Origin of the sequence: Paraburkholderia sp. Ac-20347 (genome assembly GCF_017104805.1) — a bacterium.
Lineage (GTDB): Bacteria > Pseudomonadota > Gammaproteobacteria > Burkholderiales > Burkholderiaceae > Paraburkholderia > Paraburkholderia tropica.
Genome location: NZ_JAAGPN010000229.1, coordinates 1 through 13319, shown reverse-complemented (window position 1 = coordinate 13319; position 13319 = coordinate 1). Strand labels below are relative to the sequence as shown.

The window sequence follows — 13319 nt, the reverse complement described above, 5'->3', positions numbered from 1 at the left end:
CCGGAGCGCCCGGGCGCGCTGATGCGCTTCCTGTCGTCGATGGCGCCGAACTGGAACATCAGCCTGTTCCACTACCGCAATCAGGGCGCGGATTACAGCTCGATTCTGGTCGGAATTCAGGTGCCGGCGGCTGAAGACGCCGAGTTCCGACGTTTCCTCGCCACGCTCGGTTATCCGCATTACGAAGAGACGCAGAATCCGGCGTATCGCTTGTTCCTCAAGTAATTCGATATCCTGACTATTGGATGAACGTTCCCGCGCCTCCTGCTTGATGTGTTGCGAGGCCGGGAACACGGCGCCGCGATTCGCGGCAAAATATCGATTCGATCTTCCGCTGGATTCCCGCACTTCCGTTCTTCAGGCGCCTCACCATGAATCGAATCGATCCCACTGAAATCACCGGCTGGCACGCTCACATTTATTTCGATGCCGATACGCGCGATGCCGCCTGGGCCTTGCGCGAAATCATCGACGCGCGCTGGGGCAATGTTGTGCAAATCGGTCGTTTCCACGAACGTCCGGTTGGGCCGCATCCGATGTGGTCGTATCAGCTGGCAATTGCCAACGCCGATTTCGCCGACGTCTTCGCATGGCTCACGCTCAATCACGGCCGCTTCGACGTATTCGTGCATCCGAATACCTCCGATTCGCTGCGCGATCATCGCGATTCCGCAGTGTGGATTGGCCGTTCGCACACGCTCAATCTCGGCGCATTCGGCGTGTGAGATTTCTTCACGCACGTCACGACGGCGACACATTGCGCTGATCCGTTGATTCGGATGCCAAATAAAACACGCTAATCGTGTGAATAATAAGTCTTTAAAGCGGCCCTGAAGAGCCGCACAAATCCCCGCCAATGTGCACGCTGTGCACCACAATAAATCGCGCCAATCGCTTCAATGTCGGCGTAATTTTTACCGCTAAAGCGCCTTTAAAGCGACGCTAATTCGTCAGTCGAAAACGGTGCGTCAATTCGCTGTTCCAGCCCTCTTTGCATTCCTGCATAATCGCGCGTTTTGCCAGCTACGTCCGGCAAAAAAACGTTCTGATTCTCTCTCGCGTCCTGCTCAAGTTCATTCGTGTTCTGCCGTTAGTCAGGACGCGCAATCAATTTTCTGCAATCGAATTTCGTTGCCGGATTGAAAGCTGTCGAACGATGTTCGCATCGTGACGCAGAGGGAGTAAGGGCAGTAATGGACGCGCCAGAAATAACCGGCATTACACCGGCCGGGGCGACTTCTCGAATAAACAACAAAAGGCTTGTCATGCGGTTTTCCAGACTCAAACTCGAAGCGGCTGCTGTGCTGGCCGCTACGCTTCTCGCTGCTTGTGGCGGCGGCGGTGGCGGCGATTCGTCCGCCTCGTCCGGCTCGTCATCCACCAACTCTTCCGGCAGCAGCTCGTCGCGCTCGTCCGCGACCAGCGTGCCGACCACCGGCAGCGCGGGCTCGAGCGACGTTGCGCTGCTCGCGCCCGCCGCAACCGCCACGACGTTGCCTTCGGCCAGCGGCAACGCGACCACCGACGGCATCGCCTGGCTCAACGCCATGCGCCAGAACGTCGGCCTCGCCACGCTGCCGACGGACGCCGGGCTCGCCACGGCGTCGCTCGACCACGCAACCTATCTGGTCGACAACCAGACCTACGGCCACACCGAAGTTTCCGGCAACACGGGTTACACGGGCGCATCGCCGTACGACCGCATCGAGGCCGAAGGCTCGTACGCGATGATGGGCGAAGTGGTGGTGGCCGGTCAGCCCGCCGCGTTCAACGACAGCCTGTCGCCGGTCGAAACGCTGTTCGCCGCGCCGTTCCATCGCATCGTCATGCTCGACGACTTCACGCTGATGGGCGTCGGCTCCATGCAGAACGCGAGCTGGGAGGCATTCAACATCGACTTCGGCAGCAAGGGCGCCGACACGATGTCGGCCACCACGCTCGTCGCGTATCCGTACTCCGGCCAGCAGGGCGTGCCGACGAGCTGGTTCTCGAACGAAGATCCGAACCCGTTCGCGAGCCAGCCGACTTACGAAAATACGACGGTCGGCTATCCGGTGACGATCCAGAGTGCCTTCGGCACCACGCTCAGCTCGTTGAACTTCACGATCACGTCGGCGAGCGGCGCGAGCGTGTCCTGTCTGGCGCAGACGCCGCAAACCACGCCGTCCGAACTCAGCAACGGGGCGATGTGCGTGCCGTACACGGCGCTCGCGAGCGGCACGACCTACACGGTGCAGGTGACCGGCGTGCTGACCGATTCGTCGAGCAAGACGTACTCGATCAACGTGGCGTGGACGTTCACGACGGCCGCATCGGGCGTCGCGCATTCGGCGGTGCAAAGCACGCAAAGCCGTCCGCTGCCGAAGTTCTGATCGCCGCGAACGCAGCGCGCAGCGCGCAACGCGTAGCGCGTCGTACGCAGCAAAACAAAGGGGCCGCATCGAGCGGCCCCTTTTTTCATGCGCGCGCGTCGAGCGCGCGCCAGCGTGCGGTGCGGGCTGAGCGCCTCAATGCCCGAACGATTCGGTTTTCGCCGCGCGCGTCGCCTCGATCGCCTGCGGCCGCGCCGCCTGTTTCACGAGCAGCGCCGCGCCGGCGACGAGACCCGCGACGGCGATCGTCGCGAAGATGCCGGCGAACGAGAAATGTCGGCGCGCGAGTTCGGCCACGAGGAACGAGCCCGCGATGCCGCCGAAGCGTCCGATGCCGAGCATCCACGCGACGCCCGTGCCGCGGCCCTGGGTCGGATAGAAGGCGGCGGCGAGCGCAGGCATCGACGACTGCGCGGTGTTCATCAGCACGCCGGCCACGAACACGATCAGCACGAGCGCGCCGACGTTGCCCACCGCCTGGCCGATCAGCCAGACCGACAGCGCGGTGAGCGCGTAGCAGGCCGCGATGATGCGATTGGCGTTGAAGCGGTCCATCAGCACGCCACACAGCACCGCGCCGATGCCGCCGAGCGGGAACAGCGCGGCGATCAGCGTCGCGTGCGCGGGCGGCAGGCCGGCGTCCTTGAGCAGCAGCGGCATCCAGTTGATCGACGCGTAGAAGATCACGAGGCCCATGAAATAGGCGATCCACAGCATCACCGAGCCGATCAGATAGCGGGCCGAGAGCACCACGCCGAGCCCCTTGCCTTCGGCGTGCGGCGCGGTTTCGGTCATCGTGAACGACTGGGCCGCGAGCGCATCGGCGGAAACGCGCGCGAGCGCGGCGCGGATGCGTTCGGCGGGTTTCGCGTTCGCCACCATGTAGCGCACCGATTCGGGCATGCGCAGCGCGAGCGGCACGGCCAGCACGAGCGGCGTCACGCCGCCGAGCACGAGCACGCTGCGCCAGCCGAAGTGCGGGATCATCCACGCGGCGAGAAAACCGCCGAACGCCGCGCCGAGCGGGAAGCCGCAAAACATCAGATTGATGATGGTCGCGCGGCGGTTGTCGGGGCAGTATTCGCCCATCATCGTGACCGCGTTGGGCATCGCCGCGCCGAGCCCGACGCCCGTGACGAAGCGCAGCCAGGTGAGATGGTCGATGGTGGTGGCGAACGCCGAGCCGAGGCACGCGACGCCGAACACCAGCACGGAGCCGAGCAGCATCGCGCGGCGGCCGAGCCGGTCGGAGAGCGGGCCCGAGGCGAGCGCGCCGAACGCGAGGCCGAACAGCGCGGCGCTGAGCACCGGCGCGAGCGCGGGTTTGGCGATGCCCCATTCGCCGAGCAGCGACGGCGCGATGAAACCGATCGCCGCCGTGTCGAAGCCGTCGAGCAGGACGATCGCGAAACACATCGCGAAGATGAACCACTGGAACGGCGAAAACGGATACTCGTTGAGAAACGTCTGAACGTTGACGGCGGGACTGCGACTCATGAATGTCTCCTCGTTGCGTGAACGCGCGCGTGGGTTCGCGCGGCGCACGCTTCTTATGCTTGAAATGCCGAGCACGAATAGTACGCCCGTGCGTGCGCGGCCGATATCGGGGACATTATCGAGTGAGGGCGGCGGACTGGCGTGCGAGACGCATCCGCGAGACGGCGCGCTTCGTATCTTTGCAGACGGCCGGTGCGTGCAGGGCGGGCGAGCCCACCCGAACGGGCGCGAGCCAGTCGAACACGCCGTTTTCCGGCGTGTCGAAGCAGCATCGAGCCTGGCGTTGCATAGTGTGGAGTAGCGATCCGGCCTGGATGGCCGAAGGAGTCCGACGTGAAGATCCCGGCGTTTTTCCCCAAGGCGCGCGCTGGCGCGCTCGTCCTCGTTGCCGCCACCGTTGCGGTGGCCGCCGCGCTGCCCGCGCGTAGCGCATTCGCGCAGCTTTCCTCCGCGGACGATCTGCGTTCGCCGCAAAACGGCCTTCAGCTGATGCCGGACGCGCCGCGCGGCAGCGAATATCCCACGCACGGCAACCGTCAGGCGGGCGAGTTGCCGGTCGGGCCGACCGATCCGCGCGGTCAGCTCGCCAACGGTCTGCCGAACAACGCGCAGGCGGGCGGATACGGTGCGCCGCAAGCGGGCGTGCGCACCTCGTCCGGTATGTGAGGCGGCGCGATGCTCGGGTGAGTACTTCCGCGCTAGATCCGTCCGGGTAGCCAGGCGAGGTGCGCCTCGACGCTCTCGCCGGGCGCGAGCACGGTGCCGCCCACATCGAGGCGGCCCGCAAGTCCGTCGAGTTGCAGATTCAGCCAGTCCGTCGTGTTGCTGACGGGCTCCGCGCAGAACCACGGCAATCCCGCCGCGCTATAGAGCACGAAGTAGTCGAGCGGCGCACTCGCGCGCAGCGTGAGGCGCCGCCCTTCAACCGGCCACTCGATCAGCGCCTCGCGACGCCAGCCGGAGAAATTGTTGTCGAGATCGAATTCGTCGACGACGAGACCGTCTTCGAGCGCCTCCACGGCCGGATGCGCGCTCAGCGTGACCGGCAGCACCTCGGTGTCGATCTCCCACATCGCACGCACGCGCGCGGCGATGCGCGTGCCGGGCGGGCGCGGATAGTACGGGTGATGGCCGAAGCCGAACGGCATGGCGCGCGTGCAGAGATTGCGCGCCCAGAGCCGCACGGCGAGCCCGCTTTCGTCGAGCGTGATGTGCTGGCGCGCCTCATAGCTGAACGGCCAGCCCTCGCCGCCGCGCGCGGGCGCCTCGTGCACGAAATGCAGCGTGACCGAACCGGCGTCACGCGCTTCGACGTTCCACGGCCGCCGCCACGCATGGCCATGCAGCGCGTGCCGCAGCGCGCCCGTGCCGCTCGGCAGATCGATCATCTCGCCTTCGAAGCGAAAGCGTCCGTCGCGGATGCGGTTGCAGTACGGCATCAGCGGAAAACTCGCCATGCCGAGCGGATCGCGTGCGTCGAGCGCCTCCGGCGTTGCGGGGCGCAGCCAGTGTTGCGCGCCGTGGACCGGATCGTCGTCGTAAAAAGCGGCAATCGAGCCGCCGACGTGCGGGGCGATCAGCGCGCGCGAGGCGCCGTGCGCGAGCGCGATGAGCTGGCCGTCGTCGAGCGCGGCGGCGTCGAACGGCGTCGGCGAGGCGGCGAGGGAGGCACGGGCGGTCGAGGCCCGGCGTGGCGAGGAGGCGGTCAAAGGCGCGGTCTCCGGAAGCGGGGAAGAGCGAGTCGGAATGGCTTCGAAATTATTACTAATAAAAAATAATATAGCCGCGATTGACGCAGGGAGCGGCGGGTGTCGTATGGCGATTTACGCTAATTGTTTGGCAAAAATATTAGTGCTACGCTTCGGCCCAACAGCGCGGGCCCGGCCCGCGCCGCCTTCCGGCCGCCATGCGGCGAATCGCGACGCCGTCGGCAAAGCGCTTCGCGGCACGCCTGGCGGCTCGATTTGCGGCCAATCCGCACGATCCGCGGCTCACCTCGCATCCGATGAAAAAATCGACCCAGCGCCGTCCGACCATGACCGATATCGCGAAGACCGCGGGCGTGTCGCAATCGACGGTCTCTCTCGTTCTCAATGGCGCGGTCGGCGCGAAGCTTTCCGACGCCACCCGCAACAAGGTCCACGAAGTCGCGCAGCAGCTCGGCTATCAGTTGCCCGTACGCGCCGCGCAGCCGCCCGCGCGCGCGGGCGATCGCAACCTGATCGTCTATGTCGCCGACGAGGTGTCGACCAGTCCGCATCCGGTCGTGAGCATCGACGGCGCGCGCGACGCCGCCTGGAACGCGGGCTGCGTGCTCGCGGTGTTCTCCACGCACGGCAACGCGCAGATGGAGCAACAGGTGCTGCAGACGCTCGCGATGCCCAACGTGCTCGGCGTGATCTACGCCACGGTCTACACGCGCAAGGTCGCGGTGCCGCCCGCGCTGCTCAAGGTGCCGGCGGTGCTACTGAACTGCTACGCGTCGGACCACGCGCTCTCCTCGGTCGTGCCGGCCGAAGTCGCGGGCGGTCACACGGCCACCGACTATCTGATCGCGGCGGGCCACCGGCGTATCGGCTTCATCAACGGCGAGACCTGGCAGGATGCCGCGAAGGATCGTCTCAAGGGTTATCGGCAGGCGCTCGCGACCGCCGATCTGCTGTTCGACGAGCGCCTCGTGCGCGACGGCGACTGGAGCCCGGACCAGGGTTTCGAGCTCACGCTCTCGCTGATGCGCGAGCCGCAGCCGCCCACGGCCATTTTCTGCGCCAACGACCTGATGGCGATCGGCGCGATCGAGGCGCTCAAGCAACTCGGTCTGCGCGTGCCCGAGGACGTCTCCGTGATGGGTTACGACGACCAGGAAATCGCCCGTCACACGCACCCGGCGCTGACCACGGTCGTGCTGCCGAATTACGAGCTCGGCCGCTGGGCCGTCGACACACTGCTCCAGGAAGAGCAGAACCGCAGCGCCGGCGCGCCCGTGCGCCATCGCACCGTCAAGCTCGACGGGCCGCTCATCGAGCGCGCCTCGGTCTGTGCGCCCAGCACCGCCGCGGCACCCGTGAATACCCTCATTAATATCTCCTAATTCTGACTGGTAATATTAGTTGGAGCAGTGGCCGTAATATCCGTCGCACGCACCATGCAGATGCGTGTGCCGGAGATCAGGAAGACAGAAAGACAACAAGGCAGCGGGAGGGCGCGCAGCCCGTACCGTCCACGTCATTTCACCGCTTTGCATGGGACCGCCCCAAGAGCCTCAGTGCCCCCGCGGTCAACAGGAGACAGCCATGCGTCATCAACGAATCCAGTCCGCCCTCTTTGCCGCCGGTCTGTGCGCGGCGCTTGCCGCGTTCGCTTCGAGCAGCGCCTATGCGCAGTCCGACGCCGGCGCGCAGAAGGTCCAGGCCAATTCCAGCGAGACCTGCACGAATCCCAAGCCGTCCAACCTGAAACTGAGCGGCATGGTGGTCGGGTTCTCGCAATCGGAGAACGAACAGAACCCGTTCCGTGCGACGGAAACCGCGTCGGTGCGCGCGGCCGCGAAGGCGGCGGGCGTGAAGCTCCTGTATACGAACGCCAATGCGAACCAGGCCAAGCAGGTCGCCGACATCGAAAGCATGATCAATCAGGGCGCGCAGGCGCTGATCGTCGCGCCGAACGACTCGACCGGCCTGCAACCCGCCTTCGCGCAGGCGCGCGCCAAGGGCATTCCGGTCGTCACGATCGACCGTCAGACGGCGGGCACGGTCTGCGAGGATTTCATCACCTTCCTCGGCTCGGACTTCTACAAGCAGGGCGAGCGCGCGGCCAAGGCGCTCGCGGACGCGACCGGCGGCAAGGCCGTGATCGCCGAAATCCAGGGCGGCTACGGCAACACGGTCGAAAGCCAGCGCACCGACGGTTTCGCGGCGGGGCTCAAGGCTTATCCGAACATGAAGATCGCCGCCGCGCAGACGGCCAACTGGTCGACCACCGAAGCGCAGAAAGTGATGGAGCAGATCCTGCTCGCGCATCCGGACGTCGACGCCGTCTACACGCACGCCGACACCATGACGGTCGGCGCGATCACCGCGCTGCGCCAGGCGGGCAAGCTCAAGGGCGTGAAGATCGTGTCGATCGACGGCACCAAGGAAATCGTCACCGATATCGATCAGGGCACCGTCGCGGCGGACGTCGAAACCAATCCGCGCTTCGGGCCGCTCGCGTTCAAGTCGCTCGAGGACTGGCTCGCGGGCAAGCCGGTCGCGCAAAAGCAGATCATGGACGACGCGCTGTTCGACAAGACCAACGCGAAGCAGTCGCTCGCGGCGGGCAAGGTCTACTGAGCGGCGGCCCGGCGATGACGACGGACGCAGCCCCCGCCCACCCGGTCGCTGATACGACGCCGCGCGCCGTGCTCGACACGCGCGGCGTCTCGAAGACCTTCGGCGTCGTGCGCGCGCTGCGCGACGTCTCGCTCACCTTGCGCGCCGGCGAAGTGCACGGCCTGGTCGGCGAGAACGGCGCGGGCAAGTCCACGCTCATCAAGGTGCTGACGGGTTTTCATCAGCCCGACGCAGGCACGCTCGCGCTCGACGGCGCGAGCGTCGCTTTCGACAGTCCGCGCGCCGCGCAGCGCGCGGGCGTGTGCGCCGTGTATCAGGAGATCAACCTGATTCCCGAGCGCAGCGTCGCCGACAATATTTTTCTGTGTCACGAGCCAAAACGTTTCGGCATCCTGACTGATAGAAAGCAGATGCTCGAACGCACGGCGCAGATCGTGCAGCGTTACCGGCTCGCAGTCGATCCGGCGGCGAAGCTCGGCACGCTCGGGCTCGGCGCGCAGCAGATGGTGGCGATCGCGCGCGGCGTCTCGCTCGGCGCGCGCGTGCTGATTCTCGACGAACCGACTTCGGCGCTCAGCGGCGCGGAAGTGGACGTGCTGTTCGATGTGGTCGACGCGTTGCGCGCGGAAGGCATTGCGCTGCTGTTCGTGAGCCATCGGCTTTCCGAGTGCTATCGCCTGTGCGACCGTTTCACCGTGATGCGCGACGGCGCGGTGGTGCGCACCGGCACGCCGCAAGAGTTGCCGCGGGCCGCGCTGATCGCTGCGATGCTTGGCCGTGAAAGTGCGGGCGAGCACGCGTGGACCGACCGCTCGGGTCAGGCCGACGCCGGCGCGAGCACGACGCCCGCGCTCGAAGTCGACGGCCTGCAATGGGGCAACCGCGTGCGCGACGTGACGATGCGCGTGGCGCCGCGCGAGATCGTCGGGCTGGCCGGCTTGCTCGGCTCGGGCCGCACGGAAACCTTCAAGACGATCTTCGGCGCGCAAAAGCCCGATGCGGGCGACGTGCGTCTCGCGGGCCGCGCGCTCACGCACGCCACGCCCGCGCGCTCGATCGGACGCGGTCTCGCGTTTCTCTCCGAGGACCGGCGCGCCGAAGGGATTTTTCCGCGGCTGTCGGTGCGCGAGAACATCGTCGCGAGTCTGCTGCCGCGCATTTCGCGCTTCGGTTTCATCTCGCGCGCGAAGGAAGCGCAGGTGGTGCGCGAGGCGATTGCGCGGCTCGGCATCAAGACGGCAGGACCCGGCGCGCTGATCACCACGCTCTCGGGCGGCAACCAGCAGAAGGCGCTGATTGCGCGCTGTCTGTCGACGCAACCCGACGTGCTGCTGCTCGACGATCCGACGCGCGGCATCGACGTCGGCGCGAAGGAGGAAGTGCATCGCGTCGTGCAGCAGCTTGCGCAGGAAGGGCTCGCGGTCGTCGTCACGTCCTCGGAGATGGAAGAACTGCTCGCGTTGACGGACCGCCTCGTGATGCTCAACGAGGGCGCGACGCACGGCGGCATGCCGACCGCGGGCGCGCATCCCGACGACGTGCTGGCCGTACTGGCGGGCCAGGTTGCGGACGCTGGCCCGGACAGCGGCGGTGCGTGAGCGCGTCTGACCGTATCGCTTACCGCTGAACCTCAACGCGCTCGTATCCCCAGGAAGCGCATACACGACGCCTAAACGACGCACAATCGACGAATCCCGTACCGATGGCGACCAACATTGAATCGAACGAGGAACGCTTGAGCCCCTCGAATTTCCCCGCGCCGCGCGCCGATCAGCCCGAAGCGGCGTCGCGCGGCCCCGCCGCCTGGCGCGTGGTGCTGCGCGAGCACAGCGTGTATTTCGCGCTGGCGGCGCTCGTCGTGTTCAACCTGATCGTGACGCCCGGTTTCAAGAATCCGTTCGCCGCGCGCAGCCTGCTGTTCGAGGCGGCGCCGATCGTATTGATCGCGCTCGGCCAGAACCTCGCCATCGCGACGCGCGGCATCGACCTTTCGGTCGGCTCGGTGATGGCGCTCGCGAGTGCTTCGATCGCCGTGTTTTTGCCTTATGGCGTGGGCACGGCGATCGTCGGCGCGATTGCGGTGGGGACTGTGGCGGGCTTGTGCAACGGCGCGCTGGTCGCGCTGCTGGCGATCGATCCGCTGATTTCCGGGCTCGCGCTGCTGGTCGCGGCGCGCGGACTCGCGCAGGCGCTGCTCGGCGGCTCGCGCGTGAATCTGCCCGATGCGCCCGCCTTCGATCTGCTCGGCGCGGGCGCGTTCGGACCGGTGCCCATCGTCATGCTGATCGCGCTCGCGCTGGCCGTGGTGGTGGCGTTCGTGGTCCGCCGCACGACCTTTGGGCGCTACACGATTCTCGTTGGCGCGAGTCGCAGCGCGGCGTTCCTCGCGGGCATTCCGGTGCGCCGCACGCTGTTTCTGGTCTACGCCGTGAGCGGCACGCTCGCGGGACTGGCGGGGCTGTTCGCGTCCTCGCGGCTCGGCGCGGCGGATCCTAATTACGTGGGCGTGAACTTCGAACTCGATGCGATCGCGGCCTCGGTGATCGGCGGCACGCCGCTGTCGGGCGGACGCATCTCGATCGTCGGCGCGGTGTTCGGCGTGTTGCTGCTTCAGGTGCTCGATGCGAGCTTCATCATGAACAACATCAGCTTTACGTATGCGCAGATCCTGAAGGCGGTGTTCATCGTCGTCGCGCTGTATCTGCAGCGCTCGGGAGCGTGAAGCGATGGCACACGAAACGACATCGACTCCTGTGAACGCCACGAGCGCCACTAACGCTACGAATGGCGGACGACGCGCGCGGATCATTGCGCTCGTGCAGTCGCGCGGCGCAATCGGCATGCTGGTGGTCGTCGCGCTGATCGCGGGCCTCGTGTTCCCCGACTTCCTGCACTTCTCCAATCTCGCCGATATCGTCTCGAACAGCGCGTTTCTCGGACTCGTCGCGGTCGGGCAGAGTCTCGTGATCATTCTGGGCGGCTTCGATCTGTCGGTCGGCTCGATGGTCGGGCTCGGCACGGTGCTGTCGGCGTATGCTGCGCCCTACGGATGGGGCGCAGCGCTACTCGCGCCGGTCGCGGCGGGCTTCGTCATCGGACTGGTCAACGGTCTGCTGATCGCGCGCGCGAAGATGGCGCCGTTCATCGTCACGCTCGCCGCGTTGCTCGGATTAAAGGGCTTCGCGCTCGTGCTGGCGAGTCAGGATCTGCTGATCGCGAATCCGGGCTTCTTCGCGCATATCGCGAACGGCGCGATTTTTGGCATCAGCAATCTGATCTGGGTGCTGGCGGTGGTCTACGGACTCGGCGCGGTGCTGCTCAATCACACGCGTTTCGGTGCGGCGATTTTCGCGATCGGCGGCAACGAGGAGGCGGCGCGCATGCTCGGCGTGCGCGTGGAGCGCGTGAAGGTGCTCGCTTATGGGTTGTCGGGGGCGCTGGCCGGTTTGTCGGGCGCGCTGCTGGCCTCGCATCTGGATTCGGGGCTGGCGGCGGCGGGCACCGGTTACGAGTTGCAGTCGATCGCGGCGGCTGTGATCGGCGGCGTGCTGCTGACGGGCGGCGTCGGGACGATGGCGGGGCCGCTCGCGGGCGTGCTGTTGCTCGGCGTGATCGATAACGTGATCAATCAGGTCGGCACGCTCAGTCCTTACTATCAGAATCTCGCGAGCGGCGCGTTCCTGCTTGCGGCGGTGATCGTGCAGACCGTGCTGACCGGGCGTCGACACGGCGTCGCGCGTTCGACGCCGGGATCGGGCAAGCCGCGCGGCGGTGCAAGCAAGCGCGAGGCGAAAGGCGCGGCGGGCTGAGGTCGGCTGCGGCTTATTGATGAGAGACGGTCAGCTTCACGCGCGCGCCGCCGTCGGTCTGGGCGGTGATTTCGGTGCGGCTGCCGCGCGCGCCCAGATAGAAGTGCTGGCGGCCGGGCGAGTTGACGTCGTGCGTGGCGTCGGGCAGGCACGAGGCGATGTCGGCCCCGACGCCTTCCAGCGCGTTCGTTCCCGAGCCGGCGTCGCGCCCGCTCCACAGGCACTGATAGGTGCCGCGGCTGGCGGCGCATTGGGCGTCGTCGCCATAGGGTTGCGCGACGGCGCGGCCATCGTCGGGGCTCAGTCCGGCGAAGCGCTGCGGCGCGGCGGCGACGATACGTTTGAGTGCGGCGCAGGGGCTGGCGCTGTCGTCGGCGTGGACGGTGAGCGGCGCGGCCAGGGCGAGCGCGCAGGCGGCGCCGGTCGCGAGACGTTCAATCGCGGTCTTCATGGTGGTTACGCTGCGGGGCAGCGCCTCGTCATGGGATCTTCCGGGCGCGCAGACGGCGTGCCGGGAACGAGCTTTGCAGTCCGTCGCTGACTACGCTCAACGAGGACAGCGATATGACAAAGCACACTCACACCCTGCGAGCGGCCGCGTGGATGCTCGGATTCGCGTTGATCGGCGTGGCAGGCGCGAGTTACGCGGCGTCGCAAGACGAACAGGAGCACGCTTGCCGTGGTGACGCGTTCCACTTCTGTGCGAGCGACATTCCTAATAAAGAGAAGATCACCGTGTGCATGAAGCAGCACTACGACGAGCTGTCGCCGCCGTGCAAGGCGATGTTCAAGAAGCCGCCGAAGGGCAGCAAGTCATAGAGAAGCGGGGCGGCTGGGTGATGGCAGCAGCTGCCTGAGGTCGGCTGAAACAGGCTGAAGTCGAGAGAGGCGCGGAGCGCCTCTTTTCTTTTGTGGATTATTTTCGCGATGGGGCTTGCGCGAATGCTATCGCTTCGCTAAGATTCGCCCCCTTCGCTGCACGCAACAAGCAACACGCTGCAGCGAAGCCCGCGACGAAACAAGCGGGTTCGCAGGTTCAACAAGCTTTTAAGCGGTAGCGCAAAAAAAGATGTTGACGAAACGAAAAAGAGCCTTCATAATCTCGTTTCTCTGCTGCTGACGCAGCAACGCAGCAAACGCCGGGTAGTAACAGCGCACTACGGTGCGGCAGTCGAGCCGGGCGGTTTGGGCGACGCGATCTTTAAAAATTTACAGCCGATAAGTGTGGGCGCTTGATAGGTGATGCGACCTGAGCGGTTCTTCGGAGCCGGTCAGGAGAAGCAAAAGTATCAAGAGTCTCACACTAAAGT

At 66.0% G+C, this 13319-nt stretch carries 13 protein-coding genes and 1 pseudogene; 10 read left to right on the top strand and 4 right to left on the bottom strand.

Annotated elements, in window-relative coordinates:
* Nucleotides 1-225 (top strand): annotated as a pseudogene (locus G3N97_RS29985) (threonine ammonia-lyase, biosynthetic); the annotation flags it as partial.
* Nucleotides 226-371: 146 nt separating this feature from the next.
* Nucleotides 372-725 carry a DOPA 4,5-dioxygenase family protein gene (locus G3N97_RS29980; RefSeq protein WP_205996563.1) on the top strand — a complete coding sequence of 118 codons (354 nt, stop codon included), beginning with the start codon at nucleotides 372-374 and terminating at the stop codon, nucleotides 723-725.
* Between the two features lie 365 nt (nucleotides 726-1090).
* Here the strand turns inward: G3N97_RS29980 and G3N97_RS29975 are convergent, their stop codons facing one another.
* On the bottom strand, nucleotides 1091-1549 hold the full coding sequence (locus G3N97_RS29975; RefSeq protein ID WP_205996562.1) for a hypothetical protein: 459 nt from the start codon (nucleotides 1547-1549) through the stop codon (nucleotides 1091-1093).
* On the opposite strand from G3N97_RS29975, the gene G3N97_RS29970 reads away from it, so the two are divergent.
* The gene (locus G3N97_RS29970) at nucleotides 1548-2372 is read left to right on the top strand and encodes a CAP domain-containing protein (RefSeq protein ID WP_205996561.1); all 825 of its coding nucleotides are present in this window, start codon (nucleotides 1548-1550) and stop codon (nucleotides 2370-2372) included. The two genes, G3N97_RS29975 and G3N97_RS29970, sit on opposite strands and share 2 nt — an antisense overlap.
* A gap of 135 nt (nucleotides 2373-2507) precedes the next feature.
* On the opposite strand, the gene G3N97_RS29965 is transcribed toward G3N97_RS29970, so the two are convergent.
* The gene (locus G3N97_RS29965; protein WP_205996560.1) at nucleotides 2508-3869 is read right to left on the bottom strand and encodes an MFS transporter; all 1362 of its coding nucleotides are present in this window, start codon (nucleotides 3867-3869) and stop codon (nucleotides 2508-2510) included.
* A gap of 402 nt (nucleotides 3870-4271) precedes the next feature.
* Between G3N97_RS29965 and G3N97_RS29960 the strand changes: the two genes are divergently transcribed.
* On the top strand, nucleotides 4272-4535 hold the full coding sequence (locus G3N97_RS29960) for a hypothetical protein (RefSeq protein WP_346778141.1): 264 nt from the start codon (nucleotides 4272-4274) through the stop codon (nucleotides 4533-4535).
* Between the two features lie 32 nt (nucleotides 4536-4567).
* Here G3N97_RS29960 and G3N97_RS29955 read toward each other — a convergent pair whose 3' ends face one another.
* Nucleotides 4568-5578 (bottom strand): aldose 1-epimerase, encoded by a 1011-nt coding sequence (locus G3N97_RS29955; RefSeq protein ID WP_205996559.1) that lies wholly within the window; start codon nucleotides 5576-5578, stop codon nucleotides 4568-4570.
* A gap of 296 nt (nucleotides 5579-5874) precedes the next feature.
* Between G3N97_RS29955 and G3N97_RS29950 the strand changes: the two genes are divergently transcribed.
* The 5 genes from G3N97_RS29950 to G3N97_RS29930 all read left to right on the top strand — a co-directional run bounded on the left by G3N97_RS29950 (nucleotide 5875) and on the right by G3N97_RS29930 (nucleotide 12009).
* Nucleotides 5875-6960, top strand: coding sequence for a LacI family DNA-binding transcriptional regulator (locus G3N97_RS29950; protein WP_205996558.1), 1086 nt, complete (start codon nucleotides 5875-5877; stop codon nucleotides 6958-6960).
* A 202-nt stretch (nucleotides 6961-7162) separates the two neighbouring features.
* Nucleotides 7163-8200, top strand: coding sequence for an ABC transporter substrate-binding protein (locus G3N97_RS29945; RefSeq protein WP_205996557.1), 1038 nt, complete (start codon nucleotides 7163-7165; stop codon nucleotides 8198-8200).
* A gap of 14 nt (nucleotides 8201-8214) precedes the next feature.
* Nucleotides 8215-9798 (top strand): sugar ABC transporter ATP-binding protein, encoded by a 1584-nt coding sequence (locus tag G3N97_RS29940; RefSeq protein WP_205996556.1) that lies wholly within the window; start codon nucleotides 8215-8217, stop codon nucleotides 9796-9798.
* Between the two features lie 104 nt (nucleotides 9799-9902).
* Nucleotides 9903-10922: an ABC transporter permease gene (locus G3N97_RS29935; protein WP_205996555.1), complete on the top strand. Its 1020-nt coding sequence runs from the start codon at nucleotides 9903-9905 to the stop codon at nucleotides 10920-10922.
* Nucleotides 10923-10926: 4 nt separating this feature from the next.
* A complete protein-coding gene (locus tag G3N97_RS29930) occupies nucleotides 10927-12009 on the top strand; it encodes an ABC transporter permease (RefSeq protein ID WP_205996554.1) in 1083 nt (360 codons plus the stop codon).
* 13 nt (nucleotides 12010-12022) lie between these two features.
* Here G3N97_RS29930 and G3N97_RS29925 read toward each other — a convergent pair whose 3' ends face one another.
* On the bottom strand, nucleotides 12023-12460 hold the full coding sequence (locus G3N97_RS29925; RefSeq protein ID WP_205996553.1) for a hypothetical protein: 438 nt from the start codon (nucleotides 12458-12460) through the stop codon (nucleotides 12023-12025).
* Nucleotides 12461-12612: 152 nt separating this feature from the next.
* Here G3N97_RS29925 and G3N97_RS29920 point away from each other — a divergent pair, with 152 nt between their 5' ends.
* Nucleotides 12613-12828: a hypothetical protein gene (locus G3N97_RS29920; RefSeq protein WP_241030914.1), complete on the top strand. Its 216-nt coding sequence runs from the start codon at nucleotides 12613-12615 to the stop codon at nucleotides 12826-12828.
* Nucleotides 12829-13319: the final 491 nt, after the last annotated feature.